The 17,916-nt window shown below is 69.8% G+C and carries 22 protein-coding genes and 1 pseudogene; 13 read left to right on the top strand and 10 right to left on the bottom strand.

The genetic code is table 11. The features are described 5' to 3' along the window. Window positions 1-14: 14 nt before the first annotated feature. From AC01Y6_RS00570 to AC01Y6_RS00550, 5 genes are read right to left on the bottom strand one after another with little or no spacing between them, the layout of a single operon-like run. Window positions 15-551 (bottom strand): hypothetical protein, encoded by a 537-nt coding sequence (locus tag AC01Y6_RS00570; protein WP_347241760.1) that lies wholly within the window; start codon window positions 549-551, stop codon window positions 15-17. Window positions 552-576: 25 nt separating this feature from the next. After that, window positions 577-1,881, bottom strand: a complete 1,305-nt coding sequence (locus AC01Y6_RS00565) for a sensor histidine kinase (protein WP_476669775.1) — start codon at window positions 1,879-1,881, stop codon at window positions 577-579. Continuing rightward, complete coding sequence (locus tag AC01Y6_RS00560) at window positions 1,850-2,500, bottom strand: response regulator transcription factor (protein WP_476669774.1); 651 nt, start codon at window positions 2,498-2,500, stop codon at window positions 1,850-1,852. The genes AC01Y6_RS00565 and AC01Y6_RS00560 overlap by 32 nt, the downstream gene beginning before the upstream one ends. Beyond that, the gene (locus AC01Y6_RS00555; protein ID WP_476669772.1) at window positions 2,497-4,452 is read right to left on the bottom strand and encodes a protein kinase domain-containing protein; all 1,956 of its coding nucleotides are present in this window, start codon (window positions 4,450-4,452) and stop codon (window positions 2,497-2,499) included. Before AC01Y6_RS00555 ends, AC01Y6_RS00560 begins: the two co-directional genes overlap by 4 nt. Further along, complete coding sequence (locus AC01Y6_RS00550; RefSeq protein WP_347241756.1) at window positions 4,452-5,207, bottom strand: PP2C family protein-serine/threonine phosphatase; 756 nt, start codon at window positions 5,205-5,207, stop codon at window positions 4,452-4,454. The genes AC01Y6_RS00555 and AC01Y6_RS00550 overlap by 1 nt, the downstream gene beginning before the upstream one ends. Before the next feature lie 25 nt (window positions 5,208-5,232). Here AC01Y6_RS00550 and AC01Y6_RS00545 point away from each other — a divergent pair, with 25 nt between their 5' ends. Both AC01Y6_RS00545 and AC01Y6_RS00540 read left to right on the top strand, forming a co-directional pair. Next, the gene (locus AC01Y6_RS00545; RefSeq protein WP_476669771.1) at window positions 5,233-6,954 is read left to right on the top strand and encodes a hypothetical protein; all 1,722 of its coding nucleotides are present in this window, start codon (window positions 5,233-5,235) and stop codon (window positions 6,952-6,954) included. A 149-nt stretch (window positions 6,955-7,103) separates the two neighbouring features. Next, window positions 7,104-7,286: pseudogene (locus tag AC01Y6_RS00540) on the top strand (MFS transporter); the annotation flags it as partial. A gap of 189 nt (window positions 7,287-7,475) precedes the next feature. Here the strand turns inward: AC01Y6_RS00540 and hemB are convergent. Beyond that, complete coding sequence (gene hemB / locus AC01Y6_RS00535; protein ID WP_476669770.1) at window positions 7,476-8,456, bottom strand: porphobilinogen synthase; 981 nt, start codon at window positions 8,454-8,456, stop codon at window positions 7,476-7,478. A 29-nt stretch (window positions 8,457-8,485) separates the two neighbouring features. On the opposite strand from hemB, the gene AC01Y6_RS00530 reads away from it, so the two are divergent. From AC01Y6_RS00530 to AC01Y6_RS00505, 6 genes are read left to right on the top strand one after another with little or no spacing between them, the layout of a single operon-like run. Continuing rightward, window positions 8,486-8,803, top strand: a complete 318-nt coding sequence (locus AC01Y6_RS00530; protein ID WP_347241753.1) for a YbaB/EbfC family nucleoid-associated protein — start codon at window positions 8,486-8,488, stop codon at window positions 8,801-8,803. Then, entirely contained in the window at window positions 8,804-9,388 is a 585-nt protein-coding gene (gene recR / locus AC01Y6_RS00525) for a recombination mediator RecR (protein WP_347241752.1), read from the top strand. A 37-nt stretch (window positions 9,389-9,425) separates the two neighbouring features. Next, entirely contained in the window at window positions 9,426-9,854 is a 429-nt protein-coding gene (locus AC01Y6_RS00520) for a hypothetical protein (RefSeq protein ID WP_347241751.1), read from the top strand. Continuing rightward, window positions 9,842-10,171: a roadblock/LC7 domain-containing protein gene (locus AC01Y6_RS00515; RefSeq protein ID WP_347241750.1), complete on the top strand. Its 330-nt coding sequence runs from the start codon at window positions 9,842-9,844 to the stop codon at window positions 10,169-10,171. Before AC01Y6_RS00520 ends, AC01Y6_RS00515 begins: the two co-directional genes overlap by 13 nt. Before the next feature lie 11 nt (window positions 10,172-10,182). Then, entirely contained in the window at window positions 10,183-10,530 is a 348-nt protein-coding gene (locus AC01Y6_RS00510) for a roadblock/LC7 domain-containing protein (protein ID WP_347241774.1), read from the top strand. Continuing rightward, window positions 10,527-10,793, top strand: coding sequence for a DUF3467 domain-containing protein (locus AC01Y6_RS00505; RefSeq protein WP_347241749.1), 267 nt, complete (start codon window positions 10,527-10,529; stop codon window positions 10,791-10,793). The genes AC01Y6_RS00510 and AC01Y6_RS00505 overlap by 4 nt, the downstream gene beginning before the upstream one ends. A gap of 11 nt (window positions 10,794-10,804) precedes the next feature. Here AC01Y6_RS00505 and AC01Y6_RS00500 read toward each other — a convergent pair whose 3' ends face one another. Then, complete coding sequence (locus AC01Y6_RS00500) at window positions 10,805-12,610, bottom strand: S9 family peptidase (protein ID WP_476669768.1); 1,806 nt, start codon at window positions 12,608-12,610, stop codon at window positions 10,805-10,807. A gap of 65 nt (window positions 12,611-12,675) precedes the next feature. Between AC01Y6_RS00500 and AC01Y6_RS00495 the strand changes: the two genes are divergently transcribed. The 4 genes from AC01Y6_RS00495 to AC01Y6_RS00480 are packed head-to-tail and all read left to right on the top strand — an operon-like array spanning window position 12,676 to window position 14,918. Further along, window positions 12,676-13,404 (top strand): Nif3-like dinuclear metal center hexameric protein, encoded by a 729-nt coding sequence (locus AC01Y6_RS00495; RefSeq protein WP_347241747.1) that lies wholly within the window; start codon window positions 12,676-12,678, stop codon window positions 13,402-13,404. Next, window positions 13,404-14,003, top strand: coding sequence for a dTMP kinase (gene tmk / locus AC01Y6_RS00490; protein ID WP_428720209.1), 600 nt, complete (start codon window positions 13,404-13,406; stop codon window positions 14,001-14,003). The genes AC01Y6_RS00495 and tmk overlap by 1 nt, the downstream gene beginning before the upstream one ends. Window positions 14,004-14,010: 7 nt before the next feature. Next, a complete protein-coding gene (locus AC01Y6_RS00485; protein ID WP_476669767.1) occupies window positions 14,011-14,466 on the top strand; it encodes a DUF192 domain-containing protein in 456 nt (151 codons plus the stop codon). After that, window positions 14,466-14,918 carry a DUF192 domain-containing protein gene (locus tag AC01Y6_RS00480; RefSeq protein WP_476669766.1) on the top strand — a complete coding sequence of 151 codons (453 nt, stop codon included), beginning with the start codon at window positions 14,466-14,468 and terminating at the stop codon, window positions 14,916-14,918. The genes AC01Y6_RS00485 and AC01Y6_RS00480 overlap by 1 nt, the downstream gene beginning before the upstream one ends. 119 nt (window positions 14,919-15,037) lie before the next feature. Here the strand turns inward: AC01Y6_RS00480 and AC01Y6_RS00475 are convergent, their stop codons facing one another. Then, window positions 15,038-15,259, bottom strand: a complete 222-nt coding sequence (locus AC01Y6_RS00475; RefSeq protein WP_347241743.1) for an FmdB family zinc ribbon protein — start codon at window positions 15,257-15,259, stop codon at window positions 15,038-15,040. Between the two features lie 74 nt (window positions 15,260-15,333). Here AC01Y6_RS00475 and AC01Y6_RS00470 point away from each other — a divergent pair, with 74 nt between their 5' ends. Continuing rightward, window positions 15,334-15,882 carry a 5-formyltetrahydrofolate cyclo-ligase gene (locus AC01Y6_RS00470; protein ID WP_347241742.1) on the top strand — a complete coding sequence of 183 codons (549 nt, stop codon included), beginning with the start codon at window positions 15,334-15,336 and terminating at the stop codon, window positions 15,880-15,882. 46 nt (window positions 15,883-15,928) lie between these two features. On the opposite strand, the gene AC01Y6_RS00465 is transcribed toward AC01Y6_RS00470, so the two are convergent. Both AC01Y6_RS00465 and AC01Y6_RS00460 read right to left on the bottom strand, forming a co-directional pair. Next, window positions 15,929-17,314: an S-layer homology domain-containing protein gene (locus AC01Y6_RS00465; RefSeq protein ID WP_428715294.1), complete on the bottom strand. Its 1,386-nt coding sequence runs from the start codon at window positions 17,312-17,314 to the stop codon at window positions 15,929-15,931. A 71-nt stretch (window positions 17,315-17,385) separates the two neighbouring features. Next, window positions 17,386-17,913, bottom strand: a complete 528-nt coding sequence (locus tag AC01Y6_RS00460) for a type I phosphoribosyltransferase (RefSeq protein WP_347241740.1) — start codon at window positions 17,911-17,913, stop codon at window positions 17,386-17,388. Between the last annotated feature and the right edge of the window lie 3 nt (window positions 17,914-17,916).

Below are 17,916 nucleotides of genomic sequence, written 5' to 3'. Positions count from 1 at the left end.
ATCCCGGTGCGGCCTCAGAAGCCCCGCTCCGCCGAGATCAGGGCCAAGGCCGCCCGGGCCAGCATCCAGGCCCGGCCGGGCTCCTTCTCCAACCGGTTCTTGGCCTCGGCCACCAGGTCCTTCACCAAGGGGTCCTGGCCCCGGTAGTAGGCGAGCTCCTTCTCCGCCCGGTCCGAGACGGCCTGGGCCCGAGCCCTGAGGTCCACGCCTTTCCCGCCCCAGCCCTTCGGGCCGAAGCCGTGGTGAAAGCCCATGCGGGCCTGGGGCCGGGCCTTAAGCTTCGGCTCCCCTTGGGCGGCCCGGTAAAGCAAAAGGGCCGCCTGGGCCTCCCGGAGGACCTTGAAGTAGGCCTTGGCCTCGTGGCTCTTCTCCGCCCGGGCCTTCACCTCCTTGGCCCAGGCGAGGAGCTTCTCCTCCCCCCCCGCCAGCCCGGCCACCCGCTCCAGCTGGGAGAGGGCAAGGGCCGCCCGGGCCTCCATACGGTAGTCCGCCTGCTGGGCCAGGGAAAGGCCCGCCAAAAGAACCAGCGCGCCCAAAGCCGCTCCCTTCACTTCCCATCACCTCCCGGCGCCCAGGCTAGCCCTCCTCCCCAAAGGGCGCACCGGGGGAAACCTTAAGGGAAGCCAAAGGCAGGAAAAGCCCCACCCCCGCCCCCCCACGGTTTTCCGCCCGCGCCTTGCCCCCGTGGGCCCGGGCCACGGCGGCCACCAGGGCGAGGCCCAGGCCCGTCCCCTTCCCCCCGTGCACGAAGGGCTCCAGGACCCGGGGAAGGAGGTCCTCGGGAAACCCGGGGCCCGCGTCCACGAGCCAGACCCAGACCCCCTCTCCTTCCCGGGAAAGCTCCGCCCGCACGGGAAGCCTGCCGTGGCGGCGGGCGTTCTCCAGGACGTTCTCCACCGCCAGGGCCAAAAGCTCAGGGTCGGCCAGGACCACCCCCTCCCCCTCCGCCTCCACCCCCCTCTCCCGCAGGAAGGCCCGTAGGTCCAAGGGCCTTGGGGAAAGGGGGTGGGCCTCGAGGCGGGCGAGGCGGAGAAGCCCCGCGAGGAGGGCCTCCATGCGCCCGGCCTCCCGCAAGGCCCCCTCCAGGGCCCGGGGCTCGTTTTTGCGGCGGAGCACCTCCAGGTAGCCCTTGAGGGCGGTGAGGGGGGTGCGGAGCTCGTGGGAGGCGTGGCGGGCGAAGCGCCGGGCCGCCTCCTCCTTCTCGGCGAGCTCGGCGAGGAGCCTCCCCACCCGGGCGAAAAGGGCGTTCAGCGCCGCCACCACTGGCCTGAGCTCGGCCAGGCCCGGGTCGGGGAGGGGGCTTAGGTCCTCGGGGGCCCGGGCCCGCAAGGCCTTTTCCAGCTCCCGGAGGGGACGGAGGGCCCAGGAAAGGGCGAGGGCGGCGAGGAGGAAGACCCCAAGCAAAAGCCCCCCGCCCCAGGTGGCGTAGAGGAGGAGAAGCCGCCTCCCCAGGGCGGAAACCCCTTCCAGGGGTACCCCGAGGCCATAGGCGAGCCCCCCTTGGGCCAGGGCCACATAGAGCGTCCCCCGAAAGACCCCCTGGTAGACCCCTTCCGCCGCCAAAGCCGCGGGAAGCCCGGGGGGCAAAGGCCAGTCCCCGAGCTGGGTGAACCGGGCCACGCCCCCCCGGAGGACAAACCCCACCCCGCCCCCGAAGAGCTGGGCCAGGCGGAAAAGCTCAAGAAGGAGCTGCTCCTCGTCCCTCACCCCCTCCGCCTGGAGGAGGTAGAGCCGGGTATAGAGGGCCCGCCTCAGGTCCTCGCTCGCGGCCCGCTCCGCCTCCCGGGCGGAAAGCCAGGCCAGGGGGGCAAGGAGGAGGAGAAGGGCGAGGAGGAGGAGGGCGAAGAGCCTAGCCCTCAGGGAGGAAAAGGCGGTAGCCATACCCGCGCACCGTCTGGAGGGGGCTGGGTTCCCCCAGGGCCTTCCGGAGGGCGGAGAGGTGGACCTCGAGGGTGGCGGGCTCCACGGGCTCCCCCCAGACCCTAAGCATCAGGGCCTCCTTGGGAATCACCTCCTCCGGGCGTTCCAAGAAGACCTTGAGGAGGAGGAAGGCTTTGGGAGAAAGGCTGAGGCGCCTTTCCCCGCGGAAGGCCTCCATGCGCCTAGGGTAGAGGCGGAGGTCCTTGTAGGCGAGGACCTCCTCGCGCCTCCTCGCCCGGCGGGCCAGGGCCTCGAGGCGGGCCAGGAGCTCCTGGAGGCTGTAGGGCTTCACCAGGTAATCGTCCGCCCCCTCCCTCAGCCCCTTTACCCGCCACTCCACCTCCTCCAGGGCGGTGAGGATGAGGACCGGCACCTCCGAGCGGGCGCGAATCTCCTTGAGGAGGGAAAACCCGTCCCCCTCCGGCAGGAGGATGTCCAGGACCACCGCCTCGGCCCAGGGAAGGAGCCCTAAGGCCTCTTTGGGCCGGTCCACGGCCCGCACCTCGTGCCCCTCCAGGGAAAGGCCAAGCTCCAAGGCCTCCCGCACCCCGGGGTCGTCCTCCACCAGAAGAACCCTCATGCCGGATTCCGCCAAAGGGCAAGGGCCCGCACCGGGGCGTAAACCTCCAAGGGCGCAAGGGCCTCCCCGGTCCTCAGGTCAATGCGGTGGACCCGGGGGCTCCCCCGCCGGGCGGCGTAGAGGATGCCCCCAAAGGGAAGAAGCTCCACCAGGCTCATGCGGTCCTCCCCTTCCAGGAGGGGCAGGGCGTAGGAGCCAAGGAGGGCCCCGGAGAGGTCCAGCTCCCGCACCTTGCCCGCCTCGGCATCGTAGAGGTAAAGCCTCTCCCCCGAAGCCCCCACGCCCCCCAGGAGCCTGAGGTCCTCGCTCTCCTTGGAGCGCCGGAAGGCGTAGCGGGAGAGGTAGCGCCCGTCCAAGGAAAGCCGCTGCACCTGGCGGTTGCCGTAGTCCAGGACGAAGAGGAACTCCCCCGAGGCCACCAGGGCCTTGGGGTCTTGAAAGCTTCCCCGGCCCGGGCCGTGTCCCCCGAAGCGGGCCTGGTAGTGGCCCTTCAGGTCCAGGCGGGTGATGGTGGCCGTCTCCCCGTCCAGGACGAAAAGGGCGCCGTCGGCCACGGCCAGGCCCAGGGGAAAGAGGAACTCCCCGGGCTTCATGCCGTAGGGCCCCACGGAGAGGAGGAGCTCCCCTTCGGGGGAGAAGCGGTGGAGCATCTTGGCCCCGTGCTCAAAGACCGAAACCCAGACCCCCCCCTCGGGGTCGGCGGCCACCGCCAGGGGCGGGGCGGGGAAGTGCCCGGGGGCCGAGCCGATGCCCGAGAGGAGGCGGGCCGGGGTGCCCTCGAGGTCCAGAAGGCGCACCGTGCCCTTCTTGGCCTCCACCCCGAGGAGGAGGTAGTGGGGGTGGGCAAGGCCCCGCTCCTCGTCCCAGGGGCCCTCCAGGACCCGGATGACCTCTTCCAGGGCGGGCCGCTTGGCCGGGTCCTTCTCCAGCATCTTGAGCACCAGGTCGGAGAGGGCCTGGGGGATCTCGGGCCTAAGCTGCTTGGGGGGCGTGGGCATCTGGAAGATCTGCTGGTGGATCACCGTCTCGTACCCCCCGGTGAAGGGGGGCTGTCCGGTCAGGGCCTCGTAGAGGACGATGCCCAGGGAGTAGATGTCCGAGCGGTGGTCCAGGTTCTGCCCCTTGGCCTGCTCGGGGCTCATGTAGACCGGGGTGCCGATCCGGACCCCGGTGATGGTGAGGCGGGTGAGGACCTTCCCGGCGGCGATGCCGAAATCCATGAGGCGCACCCCCCTCGGGTCCACCCCGTCCTCCCGGAGGGCCCCCTTGAGGACCATGATGTTCCCCGGCTTGATGTCCCGGTGGACGATGCCCTGGGCGTGGATGTGCCGGAGGGCGTCCGCCACCCGGGCGAGGATGGCGGCGGCCTGCCTGAGGTTCAGGCGCCGCTCCTCAATGAGCTTGTCCAACCCCTCCCCCTCCAAAAACTCCATGGCGATGAAGTGGACCCCGTCCACCTGGCCGTGGTCGTAGACCTTGACGATGCTGGGGTGGTCCAGCTTGGCCAGCACCTCCGCCTCCCGGTGGAAGCGGCGGACGAAGCGGGGGTCGCCCACGAAGCGCTCCTGGGGCACCTTTAAGGCCACCAGGCGGCCCGTCTTCTTGTCTTTGGCTTTGTAGACCGTGGCCATCCCCCCCACCCCCACCTTCTCCAGGACCTCGTAGCGCTGGGAGAGGGCCTTTTCCTCCTCCGTGGTCTTGGTGCGGGTGGGGTTCTTTTCCCGGGCGGGCCTCCGCCTGGGGGACCTGCGCCTAGGACCCAGGTACACCCGGGGAGCCGCCAGGGTCCCCAGGGCCAGGAGGAGCCAGGGGAGGGCCGCCTCCGGCCGCACCCCGAGGGCCATCCCCGCCCCGGCAAGGAGGGCGAGGAGGAGGAAGAGGGGCCAAGGGGAAAGCCGCGCGGCCAAGGCCGCGGTGAGGAGAACGAGGAGGAAGGCCAAAAGCAGGTGCATCACTCCACCCTGAGGGCCACGGCGGTGATGTTGTCGTCCCCGCCGCGCCTAAGCGCCTCGGCCACCAGGGCCTCGAGGCTCCCCTGCAGGTCCTTGCCGAGAAGCCACTCCTCTTCAGGCAAGAGGCCGTAAAGCCCGTCGGTCACCAGGAGCACCCCTTCCCCCGGGAGGAGGCGCACCGGGAGGAGGTCAAAGCGGGCCTCGGGAAGGCCCAGGGCCCGGGTGAGGACGTGGCGGTAGGGGTGGCGCTCCGCCTCGGTGGGGGTCAAAACGCCTTCCCGCACCCGCTCCGCCACCCAGGAGTGGTCCTCCGTGAGGCGGGAAAGCCCCTGGGGACCGAAGCGGTAGGCCCGGGAGTCCCCGATGTGGCCCACCACCCCCTCCTTCAGCCAGTCGGCGTAGAGGAGGGCGGTGAGGGTGGTGCCCATCCCCCGCTTTCCGAGCCTTTCCGCCTCCCCCTCCACCCTCCTTTGGGCCAGGGTGAAGGCCTTCTCCATCACCCTGGGGAGCCCCACGGCGGAGCGGCCTCCCTTCAAGTGCTCGGCGTAGGCCCGCGCCGCCTGGGAGAGGGCCTCAATGGCCACCTTGCTCGCCCACTCCCCCGCCTCCATGCCCCCCATGCCGTCGGCCACCGCCAGGAGGAGGAGGTCGCCCGGGGGCACCTCGAGGCGGAGCACCCGGTGGAAGTCCTCGTTGTTCTGGCGGCGCCCCACGTGGGAAACGGCGGCCACCTGGAACCGGGGGGCGAGGCGCATCCCGTCCATTGTATAGGATGGGAGCGTGGAGCGCCTGGCCGACCTGGTGGACCTCTACGAGTACCGGGTGGAGGACCTTCTCCAGGGCCGCACCCCCAAAGGGGGGAAGCGGGCCCTCCTGGAGCTTAGGGCCCTCCTGGCGGACTCCCGCCTCCCCCCGCCCCTCGCCAAGCGTTTCCGCCAGGCCGACGCCCGCCTCCGGGCCCTGCGGGGCGGGACTCCCCAAGCCCCCCCGGCTCCCCCAGACCTCCCCGCCCTCCTCCTCGAGGAGCCCGAAGCCCCCCAGGAGGACGAGATCCAGGAGCGCCTCAAGAGGATCTCCCTGAAGGTGTGGCGCCTCCTCGCCGAGCGGGAGGTGAAAAACCGGGCCAAGGACTTCCTCTCGGGCAGGCGTGAGGAACTGAGGCTCGTCCACGCCTTTCTGCAGAACTACGGGGCCTACCGGGAGCAGGAGGGCTTCCGGCGGGACTTCAACCTGGCCCGCTTCGTCCCCACCCACCCCATCCCCGCCCTCTCGGACCCCCTGGTGGACCTCGAGGACCCCAAGGTGGCCGAGGCCCTCCTCCTGGAGTACCTGGAGACCGCCCTGCGCCTGCCCCAAGACCTCCCCCTGCCCCCCGAGGAAACCCGCACCTACGTGCGCCGCTTCCTCAACCGCCTCCTGGACTGGGACGGGGCCTACGGCCTCTCCCCCAGGCGGGACCTCGCCGCCCTGAGGCGGGCCCTGGAGGAGGCCCGAAGGCTCGGGGCAGGGCCTAAGGAGATCGCCCGCCTGGAGGAACGCCTCAAACAGGAGGCCCTGGAAGAGCGGCGGAGGGAGCTCCTCCTGGAGGAGGAGAGGCGCCGGTTCCGCGTGGCCCTGGAGAAGGTCCTCGCCCTCCTCAACCTCCTCCCCACCCCTCAAGGGGAAACCCCCTGGCCCGAGGTGCCCCCCCCTGGCCAGGTGGGAGAGAACCTGGCCACCCTTCCCTTGCGGCCGGGCCGCGTTCCCCTGGGCCCCCTCACCCTCACCCTGAGCCAGGCCGAGGGCCGCTGGCACCTGGGCCTTGGGGGCGAGGACCACCCCCTGGAGGAGACCTTGGTCCTCCCCTGGGAGGACCTCGAGGTCTGGGCGGTGCGGGAGGAAGACCTCCTCCACCTCAGGCTGGAGGCCCGAAGCGGTCTCCGCCTCTACGAACTGCTCTCCGAGGGGCGGGTGGTGGCCCTCCTCCTCAGCCCTAAGGGGGACTACGCCCACCTCCGCCTCCTCCGGGCCCTCTCCGCCAGGCTCAAGGGGGAGTTCCAGCCCGAGGCCTTCGGGCCCGGCCTGGCGGAAAAGTACCGCCAAGCCCCGGAAGAGGCTCTCCTGGACTTCGCCCGCAAGGGCCTGGAGCTGACCCTAAAGCGCCTGGGGCCCCAAGACCCCCTTCCCTTTCTCCTGGAGGTGGGCCGGGCCCTGGGCCTGGAGGGGGAGGCCCATACCCTGGGCGAGGCCCTCCGGGAATACCTGGGCCGCCGTCCCCCCACCCGGGAGACCCTGGGGGGCGAGGTCCACCTCCTTTCCCTCTCCCCCGAGCCCCAGGCCCTCAAGGTGGGGAGTAGCGTCCTCTCCCTCCGCCTCAGGGAGGACACGGCCTACGTGGGCCAGGCGGGGGAGGTGCCAAAGCGGCTCAAGGACCTCCTCCTCTACCGCCTGCCCGAGGGAACCCTGGTGCTCGCCCGGGAGGGGCGCAGGGTGGCCTACCTGGTCCTCCACCCCGAATCTTGATACAATCCCCACCTTACGCCACAAGGCCTTCGCCCGGCTCATCCTCTCCTACCTGGTCTCCCAGGCGGGGAGCAAGGTCCACCAGGTGGCCGGGGGTGGGTTCGCCGGGCTTCGGCTTCGTGGAGGCGTCCATGGCCCTCGAGACCATCAGCGCCGTGATGAACGCCGCCGTGCTCCTCGGCACCATGCTGGGCGGAGCCCTAGAGGGGCGGATCGGCGCCCCGGCGGTCTTCGTCCTGGCCGGGGCCGGGGTGGCCTTGGCCTCCGGCCACACCCTCTTAAGGGGAGGCGTGCCCGCCCCTAGGCAAGCCCCCAGGACCACCCAGGCCTGAGCCCCCCACGCTCCCAAAGAGCCGTACGACCCGGCTTTGGGGCGGAGGATTCGCGCCAAAGGGGTACGACCCCCGGTCAGGGGCGAGCTAAGTGCCCGCGCGTTGGCTTCGCAACATGGGATACCCGAGCTGAGGCTATGGGAAAACGCTTTTGGGGCCCCCACCGCGGCTTTTGCCGCGGTGGGGTACTTAGGCCTCCTTCAGCCAGCGGGCGGCCTCGAGGGCGTAGTAGGTGAGGATCCCCTGGGCCCCGGCGCGGCGGAGGGCAAAGAGGCTTTCCAGCACGGCCCGCCTTTCGTCCAGCCACCCTTTGAGGGCCGCCGCCTTCAGCATGGCGTACTCCCCGGAGACCTGGTAGGCGAAGAGGGGCTTGGCGAAGCGCCCCTTGAGGGCGGAAAGCACGTCCAGGTAGGGGAGGGCGGGCTTCACCATGAGCATGTCCGCCCCCTCCAGGTCGTCCAAGGCCGCCTCCCTCAGGGCGTCCCACAGGCCCGCCCGGGGGTCCATCTGGTAGCCGGAGCGGTCGCCGAAGCCCGGGGCACTCTGGGCCGCCTCCCGGAAGGGCCCGTAGAAGGCGGAGGCGTACTTCACGGCGTAGGAGAGGATGGGCACGTGGGCGAAGCCTCCCCGGTCCAAGGCCTCCCGGATGGCCTTGACCTGCCCGTCCATCATGGCGCTTGGGGCCACCACGTCCGCCCCCGCCTGGGCCTGGGAGAGGGCGGTCTTGGCGAGGAGGTCCAGGGTGGCGTCGTTGTCCACGTAGAAGCCCAGAGGGCCTTCCCTCACCACCCCGCAGTGGCCGTGGTCCGTGTACTCGCAAAGGCAGGTGTCGGCCATGACCAGAAGCTCGGGGAACTCCCGCTTGAGAAGCCTTAGGGCCCGCTGCACCACCCCGTCCTCGGCGTAGGCCCCCTGGCCCAGGGGGTCCTTGGCCTCCTGTGGCAGGACGCCAAAGAGGATCACGCCTCCAAGGCCCGCCCTCAGGGCCTCCTCCCCCGCTCGGGGAAGCTCGGCGAGGGGGTAGCGGAAGACCCCGGGCATGGAGGAAACCTCCTCCTTCTCCCCGCCCTCCTTCACGAAGAGGGGGAGAACGAGGTGCCTGGGGGAGAGCTCCACCTCGGCCACCAGGGGGCGGAGAAGGGGCGAGCGAAGCCTTCTTGGGCGCTCCATGCCTCCACTATACTCATGGGGGAGGGAGCATGAACCTGCAGAAGCTCTTGAAGGAAGCCCAGAAGGCCCAGAAGAAGGCCGCCGAGGTCCAAGAGCGGCTGGAGCGAATGACCGTGGTGGGCTCGGCCCAGGGCCTGGTGGAGGTGGAGGCGAACGGCCACGGCAAGATCCTCGCCCTGAGGCTTAAGCCCGAGGCCCTGAAGGCCTTCCAGGAAGACCTCGAGGGCCTCGAGGACCTCCTTTTGGTGGCCATCCAGGACGCCCAGAGGAAGGCCCACGAGCTCTCGGAAAAGGAGATGGCCCGGGAGCTCGGGGGCGTGGGGGACATGCTGGGGAAGCTCCTTTAGATGCGCTACCCGGAAAGCCTCCTCAAGCTCACCCGGGCCCTCTCCCGCCTGCCCGGCGTCGGCCCCAAGACCGCCCAGAAGCTGGCCCTCTTCCTGGCCTTCCACCGGGAGGAGGCCGAGGAGCTGGGGGCGGCCTTGGCGGGCCTGGAGGGCCTGGGGGTCTGCCGCGAGTGCGGCAACCTGGCCGAGGGGGAGCTCTGCCCCATCTGCCGGGACGAGGACCGGGACCGCTCCCTCCTCGCCGTGGTGGAGAGCGTGGCCGACCTGTACGCCCTGGAGCGGAGCGGGGAGTTCCGGGGCCTCTACCACGTCCTGGGAGGGGCCCTGAACCCCTTGGAGGGCATCGGCCCCAAGGAGCTCAACCTGGAGGGCCTCTTCCGGCGGCTTAAAGGCGTGGAGGAGGTGGTCCTCGCCACCTCCATGACCGTGGAGGGGGAGGCCACCGCCCTCTTCCTCGCCGAGGAGCTGAAGAAGCGGGGGGTGCGGGTGACCCGGCCCGCCTACGGCCTCCCCGTGGGGGGGAGCCTGGAGTACGCCGACGAGGTGACCCTGGGCCGGGCCCTGGAGGGGAGGAAGCCCCTCTGAAGCCATCCGGCCCGGGAAGGGCGCGCTTTCAGCGAAGATGAGACGTCCCGAAAGCCCTACCGAAACCCTCTTGCAGGACCTCCTGGACCGGGTGGACGGGGCTTTCGCCGCCGCCATCGGCACCCTGGAGGGCCTCTTGGTGGAAGGGGTCGGCCGGAGACGGGTGGACCTGGAGGCAGCCGTGGCCGAGCACGCCGCCCTCCTGCGCCAGGCCCGGGCCGCCTACGCGGGAAGCCTAGGCACCCCCAGGGTAGAGGAGCTTCTGGTGGGGGGGCATCCCGTGGTAGGCTATGCCCGAATGGTGCGCGCTGGCTCCACATCCCGGGAGGGTTGGGCCTTTAGGCAAGGGTCTTCGGACCTCTTCCTCCTCCTTCTTCTAGAGGCCGAGGGCAACCTCGGCCAGGCGCGGTGGCAAACGGCCAAGGCCAGGGAAAGGCTTTGGGAGGTGGCGGGATGGCTTACCTAGAAAGCCTGGCCCCCCTAGGGGTGCGGCGGGCGGTCCTCACGGGGCTGGACGGCCTGGTGATTGAGGCCCTGGGCCGGGGCGCCCCCCCCGCCGAGGTCCTGGCGGCGGAGCTCGCCTCCCTGGTGCGCCACATGGCCCCTCTGGCCGAGGCCCTCTCGGGGGACGTGCGCCGCTTCACCCTGGCCACGGACCAGCAGGAGGTGCTGGCCCTGAGGGTGGGGGAGTACATCCTGGGGGCGGTGATCGAACGGGGCATGGACCGCAAGGCCATCGGCCAGGAGCTTTCCCGCATCGCCCTAAAGGTGCAGGGGCTCTAGGAGGAGAGATGGTGGAGGAAGCCCTCAAGGAACTCAAGGCCACCCGGGGAGTGCGGGTGGCGGCCCTGCTCAGCGAGGACGGCTTCGTGGTGGAGGAGGTTCGCGAGGAGGGGGCTCCGGAGCCCGGCCTCCTCTCCGCCCGGGCCGCCACCGCCTTGGGCACGGCCCAGGCCCTGGCCCAGGGCTTGGGCCAGGAAGACCTGGAAGAGGTCATGATAGAGTACCCAGAAGGGGCGCTGCTTTTGGCGCCCCTTCCTGGGCATCACCTTCTCCTTTTCCTGGACGGGGTGAAAAGCCTAGGCCGGGCACGGCTCACCCTAAAAAGGGTGTTGCCCAAGCTAGAGGAGGCCCTTAAATGAGCGAACTCAAGTTGGACATCCAGATAGACAAGGACACCGCCCTAGGCCGCTACACCAACCTGGCCCTCATCGCCCACACCAAGAACGAGTTCATCCTGGACTTCGCCCTGCTCCAGCCCCAGGGCGGGGCCATGGTGGTGAGCCGGGTCATCACCAGCCCCCAGCACGCCAAGGCCCTCCTAAGGAGCCTGGCGGAAAACGTGGCCCGCTACGAGGAGACCTTCGGCCCCATCCCCGAGCCCGTGGCGGAGAACCAGGCCTAGGCCCCCCGGCCCTACAGGTTTTCCCGCCACCAGTCCAGGTAGGCCCTAAGCCGGGCGATCCTTCGGTCCGGCCGGCCCGAGCGGGAAAGCTCATGCCCCTCCTCCGGCACCCGGAAGAAGCGGGTCCGCACCCCGAGGTGGCGTAGGGCCGTGTACCAGGTCTCCCCCTGGTCTATGGGACAGCGGTGGTCGGCCTCCGAGTGGACCACGAGGGTGGGGGTCCGGACCCGGTGGACGAGGCGGAGGGGGCTCTTCTCCCAGAGGACCTCGGGCCTTTCCCAGGGCCTGGCCCCAAGCTCCAGGTAGGTGAACCGGGGGCCGATGTCGCTCGCCCCGAAGAAGCTCAGCCAGTTGCAGATGCTCCGGTCGGTGACCGCCGCCTTAAAGCGCTCCGGGTAGCGGGCGGTAAGCCAGTTCGTCATGTACCCCCCGTAGCTTCCCCCCGCCACCCCCACCCGCTTAGGGTCCAGGGGAAAGTGGGCGAGCACGTGGTCCAGGAAGCCCAGGAGGTCCCGCTCGTCCCGCTCCCCCCACTCCCCCTCCAGGAGGGCGAAGTCCTGGCCGTAGCCCGTGGAGCCCCGGGGGTTGGAAAAGGCCACGGCGTAGCCCGCCCGGAGGAAGAGCTGGAACTCCAGCATGGGGGCCTCGCCGAAGGCGGTGTGGGGCCCCCCGTGGATGTAGAGGATCACCGGGTGGGGCCCCTCCCCCTCGGGCAGAAGGACCCACCCCGGGACCTCGTGCCCCTCGGGGCTTGTCCACTCGGTGTAGAGGGGCTCGGCCAGGTCCAAGACCCCGGCGTTGGGGTCAAAGGTGCCCAAGGGGCCCTCGAGGCGGGCCGGGTGGCTGAAGCCCTCCTTGAGGAGGAAGAGCCCCCGCTCCGCGAGGGCGAAGGCGAGAACGCTTCCCTCCTCGGTGAGGGCCTCCGCCCTCCCCTCCAGGTCCACCCGGTAAAGCCTCGCCCTCCCGGCCTCGGTGCGCACCACGTAGACCCCGTCCCCGCCCCACTTGGGGCCTTGGGCGTGCTGGCCAAAGCGGAGGTCGGAGTTCAGGGAGTTCCCTAGGCTCCCCTCCAGGAGCACCCGGGCCTCGCCTCCCTTGAGGTGGTAAAGCCTCGCCTCCGTCCCCCCGCCCCGCTCAAAGGCGTGCCCCAGGAAGAAGAGGCCCTCTGGGCTCCACTCCAGGCCGAAGATGGGGCCTACACCCCCGTAGACCCTTTCCAAGCGCCCCTCCCGGAGGAGGTAGAGGGCATCCCGCCCCTCCATCTGGGCCTCGAGGTCCTCGGGCATCACCAAATAAAGGCCACCGGGGGCGTAGACCATTTCCTTGGGGGCGGGGTAGCGGTCCAGGAGGAGACGGGGCCTCCCCTTCTCCAAGGCGTAAAGGGCCACGTTTCCCTCGGGGAGGAGGCCTCGCCCGTCAAACTTGAAGGGCCAGCCCTCAAAGACGCGGGGCGCCCCGGGCCTTGGGGGCTCCTTCAGCGCCAGGAAGGCCACCTCTCCCCCCGGGCCCAGGGCGTAGTCCAGCACCCCGGCCGTCTCCGTGAGCCTTTCCGCCTCGCCCCCCCGAAGGTCCAGGCGGAAAAGCTCTTCTCCCTCCCCCACCTTGCGCAGGAAGTAAACGTACGGGTGGGCGTAGCGGGGCTTCCTCGCCTCCCCCTGGGTGAGGAGGCGTAAGGCCCCGTCATAGAGGGCGAGGCGGGAGCGGTAGCGGGGCGGGTCCCCCTCCTGGATCTCCGTGAGGAGGAAAAGGGGGAAGCCCTCGGGGCCGGGGACCAGATCCGATAGAAAGCGGAGCTTCAGCAAGACCTCGGGCTCCATGCCCCCATGATACTGACCGGTCATCCGCGCACCGGGGCGCCGGGGCCCTGGGGTAAGCTTGTCCCATGGACCGGGACGAGCTGGTGCGGTATCTGGACGCTTACCTAAGGCTCCAGGCCTTCCCAGAGGACCCCTCCCTAAACGGCCTCCAGGTGGAGGGGAGGCGGGCGGTGCGCAAGGTGGGGGCGGCGGTGGACGCCGGGGAGGCCATCTTCCGGAGGGCCCTGGAGGAGGGGGTGGACTTCCTCCTGGTGCACCACGGCCTCTTCTGGGGGAAGCCCTTTCCCCTCGTGGGCCACCACAAGCGCCGCCTGGACCTCCTCTTCCAGGGGGGCATCAACCTTTACGCCGCCCACCTCCCCCTGGACGCCCACGAGGAGGTGGGGAACAACTTCGTCCTGGCCCGGGACCTGGGCCTGGTGGACCTCGAGCCCTGGGACGTGGGGGTGAAAGGGCGCTTTCCCATCCCCACCCCCCTCCTCCAGGTGGCGGACCGCCTGGGCCAGCTCACGGGGATGCAGCCCCTGGTGCACCAGGGAGGCCCGGACCACGTGGAGACCGTCATCCTGGTCTCGGGGGCGGGGGTAAGCCTCCTCCCCAAGGTGGACGCCGACCTCTTCATCACCGGGGAGCCCAAGCACAGCGTCTTCCACGAGACCTTTGAGCGGGGGCTCAACGTCATCTACGCCGGCCACTACGACACGGAGACCTTCGGGGTGAAGGCCCTCGCCGCCCACCTCGAGGCCCGCTTCGGCCTCCCCTGGGTCTTCCTGGACCACCCCACGGGGCTTTGATGAAAGGGGTTTTCCTCACCCTCGAGGGCCTGGACGGGAGCGGCAAGTCCACCCAAGCCCGCCTCCTCGCCCGCTTCCTGGAGGCAAGGGGCCTCCGGGTCCGCCTCACCCACGAGCCCGGAGGGGGCATAGGGGAGGTCCGAACCCTCCTCGCTCAGGACCTTTCCCCCGAGGCCGAGTACCTCCTCCTCAGCGCCGACCGGGCCGAACACGTGCGCAAAGCGATCCTCCCCGCCCTGGAGGAGGGGGCCTGGGTGGTCTCGGACCGCTACCTGGACTCCAGCCTCGCCTACCAGGGCTTCGGGCGCGGGCTTCCCCTTTCCTGGCTGAAAGAGGTGGCCGAGCGGGCCACCCTGGGCCTAAAGCCCCGCCTCACCTTCCTCCTGGACCTTCCCCCGGAGGAGGCCCTGAGGCGCCTGGAGGGAAGGGCCAAGGACCGCTTTGAGGAGGAGGGGCTGGCCTTCTTCCGGAGGGTGCGGGAGGGCTACCTCGCCCTCGCCCGGTCCGAGCCCGAGCGTTTCGTAGTCCTGGACGCCACGAGGAGCCTCGAGGCGGTGCAGGGGGAAATCCAAGCCCGCCTGAGGGCCCTCCTGCCATAATGGGCCTATGCGCCTCCTTGTCCTCCTCGCCCTCCTTGGCCTTCTCGCCCTGGCCCAGGGGCTCACCTTCCCCCGGAGCACCCTCTACGTGGAGGGAAACGGCAAGCGCTACCCCCTCAAGGTGGAGGTGGCCGACACCCCCGAGCGCCAGGCCCAGGGCCTCATGTTCCGGAAAAGCCTAGGAGAGGACGAGGGCATGGTCTTCCTCTTCCCCGCCCCCACCGCGGGAGGGTTTTGGATGAAGAACACCCTCATCCCCCTTTCCATCGCCTTCTTCAACCGAGAAGGGATCGTCCTCCGCATCCTGGAGATGGCCCCCTGCAGGGCCGACCCCTGTCCCGTCTACTACCCCGGGGTGGTTTACCAGGGGGCCCTCGAGGTGAACCAGGGCTGGTTCCGGAGGCGCGGCCTCAGCGAGGGCGCCCGGGTGGGGGGCGAGGCCCTGAAGCTCTGGCCCAGGTAGTGGAGCGGAACCCCCTCTTCCCCCTCGCCGCCTTCCTCCTCCTCGTCCTCCTCTCGGTCTTCTCCCTTCTCGGCTACCTCCTGGCCTTCCGCAGGCTCCCGCCCCCTCCCCCCACCACCCCCATCCGGGTGGAGACCCGGGAAGGGACCAGGGTCTTGGAGGGCCGCCTGGCCCGCACCCCCGAGGCCTGGGCCCGGGGGCTCGGCCTACGGCAAGAGCCCCTCGAGGCCCTCCTCTACCTTTTCCCCGAGGCCACCGACGCCCCCTTCACCACCCAGGGGTACCGCTTCGGGGTGGTGGTGGCCTTCCTGGACGGGGAAGGCCGGGTGCTCCGGGTGGCCCACCTGAGGCCGGGGGAAACCTACGCCCCCGGCACCGCCTACCGGGGAGCCTTGGAGGTGCGGGAGGGGCTCCTTACCTTCGCCCCTGGGGACCGGGTGCGCTGGCCCTAGCCCTAGGTCGGCTTGCGCCGGCCTGAAGTGGCCTTATACCCTTTTGGCGTGAAGCCTTAGAGCCCTTTGGGACCCCTTTTCCGGGTTTCCATGCGGGCTTGCGCCAGCATGGGGTGGTATTACTCCTTGCTCTCCTCGCCCCCGGACTTGCCCTCGCCGTCCTTCTTGGCGTAATCCTTCACGTGCCAGCCCGACCCCTTGAAGATGATGGCGGGCGGGGTGATGACCCTTTTAAGGGGCTCTCCCGTCTCGGGATGCGCCGCAAGGGGCTCGTCGTGGAAGCCCTGCTCAAACTCGTAGTAGTTGCCCGTCTGCAAGCCCTTGTAGACGTAGACCGGCATACCCTACCCTCCTAGGCCCATTTTGACACTCCAATAGCTTGAGTGTCAAGGCGGGGACGTAGTACCCTCCCCCCGTGGACAAGCCCGCCCTGCGCCGCCTCGCCCTGCGGGTCTGGCGCACCCTGGACCGGGAAACCCTCTCCCGCCAAGTCCTCTCGGCCCTCCTCCCCTGGCTTCGGGAACGGGGCTTCCGTCACATCCTCCTCTACCACCCCCTCCCCCACGAGCTGGACCTCACCCCCCTGGTGGAGGCCTACCCCGTCCGCTACTACCTCCCCAAGGTGGCCGGGGAGGGCCTAAGCGTCCACCCCTGGGGCCCCTTGGCGCCAGGGCCCTTCGGCCTTAAGGAGCCCACCACCGAGGCCGTGGACCCTGGGGTCTTGGAGCTCATCGTGGTCCCGGGCCTCGCCTTTGACCGGGAAGGCTTCCGGCTGGGCCACGGCAAGGGGTACTACGACCGCTTCCTCTTTGGAGTGAGGGCCCTCTCCCTGGGGGTGGTGCCCGAGGCCCTCCTCCTGCCTCGCCTTCCCCGGGACCCCTGGGATATTCCCGTGGCCTTCCTGGCCACGGAAAGGGGGGTACGGCGGTCGGATGCCCAGGGCCCGGGATCCGAGGGGTGCTAAACTCCCTCCATGCGGGGTGCTCTCCTGGACCGGGAGTTTATGCCCTTTACCAAAGGGCACTTGGGAGGTGAATCCGCTGCAGCTTGTCCTCCATCACCGTCAGGAGGCGATCTTTGTCCTCCAGGGCCAAGCCCTTGGGTCGGCTCAAGGGGAGTTCCGCCAAGAGCACCTTGTCCACCGGGCGGACCGGGATGGGGTTCCGCTCCTCCAAACCCCCTTCGTCCCAAGCGCTGAAAGCGATGTCCTCCCCGGCGTTGAGGTCGACCCGGTACAGGCGGGCACTTCCCGGTTGGGCCTCGAGGACCAGCAGGTTCTTGGGATCGGGCCAGGCCACCCCCGCCACCTCGGCCTCAGGACCGTCCAAAAGGTAAGCGTACTCTTCGTACAGGCCCACGGGGTTGCTCAGAAGAAGCACCAGGCGCACCACCCGGCTTGGGCAATCGCAAAGAGGCCGGGCATTCACCAGCAAGAGGTAGTTGCCCGAGGGGTCCAGGGCCAAATGCCCCTCACCCATTCGGCGGAGCACCGGAGGAAGGACCTCTTTGCCCCCGCCCGCCCCTAGGGGAACATACCGGTTCTTGCCGTCCTCCAGGACACCCCCTTGCAAACGCCAGGGAGGCAACGCCACCCCGGCCCCCGCGGGCCCCGCCTCCTTGGCCTCACCTGCGGCCCACAGCCAGGCCTTCTCACCCACCACCCAAACCTGCCCCCGGGCCATACCCACCCAGCTGGCGGGCAGGTCCAAGGGCTCCTTGGCCACCGCTGGGGCAAGGGTGCCCGGGGACTGCCTGGGTGGCGAGGGAGGGGAAGGCTGGGCTTCCTGGGTCTTAGGTCCAAGCTTGCCCAACCCCTCCAGCAAGGACCTCAAGGCAGCCAGGACCCGGGCCATCTGGTAGCGGTTGACCGGGGCCTCGAGGCCAAAGGAGCCGTCCGGGTTCAGGTCCATAAGCCCCGCCCCCACCACCCGGCGCACCGCCGGGGCTGCCCAGTGAACCTCGGACACGTCCCAGGGCAACAGGGCTTCCCTGGCCACCCCCAGCCGCTCCAAGATGCGCGCAAGCACCGCGGCCAAGGCAGCCCGGTTCAAGGGCTCCTGCCCCCGAAAGGTCCCGTCGGGGTAACCGGTAACAAGCCCCCAGGCCACGGCCAAGGATAGGGGCTCCAGGGCCCAATGCCCGGGGGGCACGTCCTTAAAGGCCACCGGCTTGCCCTCCACCCCGAGATCCTTCAGCACCCGCCCCAAAACAGTCCCCAGCTGGTAGCGGTTCAAGACCTCATGCCCGCGAAAGGTTCCGTCGGGATACCCCTGAATCCACCCGGCCCGCACCACCGCCTCCACCTGCTCCGTGAGAGGGCCTTGGGGCACATCGGAGAAGGCAGCCCAAGCCAGACCGCCCAAAACCGAAAGGGCCAACAACCCGATGCCTTTCATGCAACCCCCTTCCCCAAAATACCCCTGGGGGCCGGAAAGCATCCAGCCCCCAGCACAGCCCCACAACGTTTCTAAAGCACCGGGAGCTCGGCCACGGTAGCCACTTCCAAGGAGGGGTTTCCCTGCCTAAAGGCGGCGATCCGCCCCACCACGTGCCCTCCCGCCCGGACCACCATCCTCTCCATGGCCTTCATGGTCTCCCCGCTCGCCACCACATCGGAAACCAGGGTCACCTTCTGGTTGAGGAGCTTCTCGGCGAAGCGGCGGTCCAGCCAGAGCACCTCTCCCACCCCCAGGGTCAGGGTCTGGACCTCCTGGATGATGGGGTCTTCCATGTAGGGACGGCGGCGCCTCCTGGCCACCACGTAGGGCAGGCCCAACGCCTCCGCCAGCACGTGGGTGAGGGGAATGGGGCTCGTCTCGGTGGTGAAGAGGATCTCGGTATCCGAAGGCACCAGGGGCTTCAAGGCCAGGGCGGCGGCCCGGGTGAGCTCTGGGTCCCCTAGGAACTCCACCAAGGGAATGCGCCTTCCCGGTAAGGGCTCAATCAGGGGCACGTGCCGGGTGATGCCGCCGATGGCGATGGGGTAGGTTTCCATAGC

It is taken from the genome of Thermus sp. (assembly GCF_056332225.1).
Note: the sequence above shows the minus strand (reverse complement) of the source record. Positions and strands in the feature narration are given on the sequence as shown.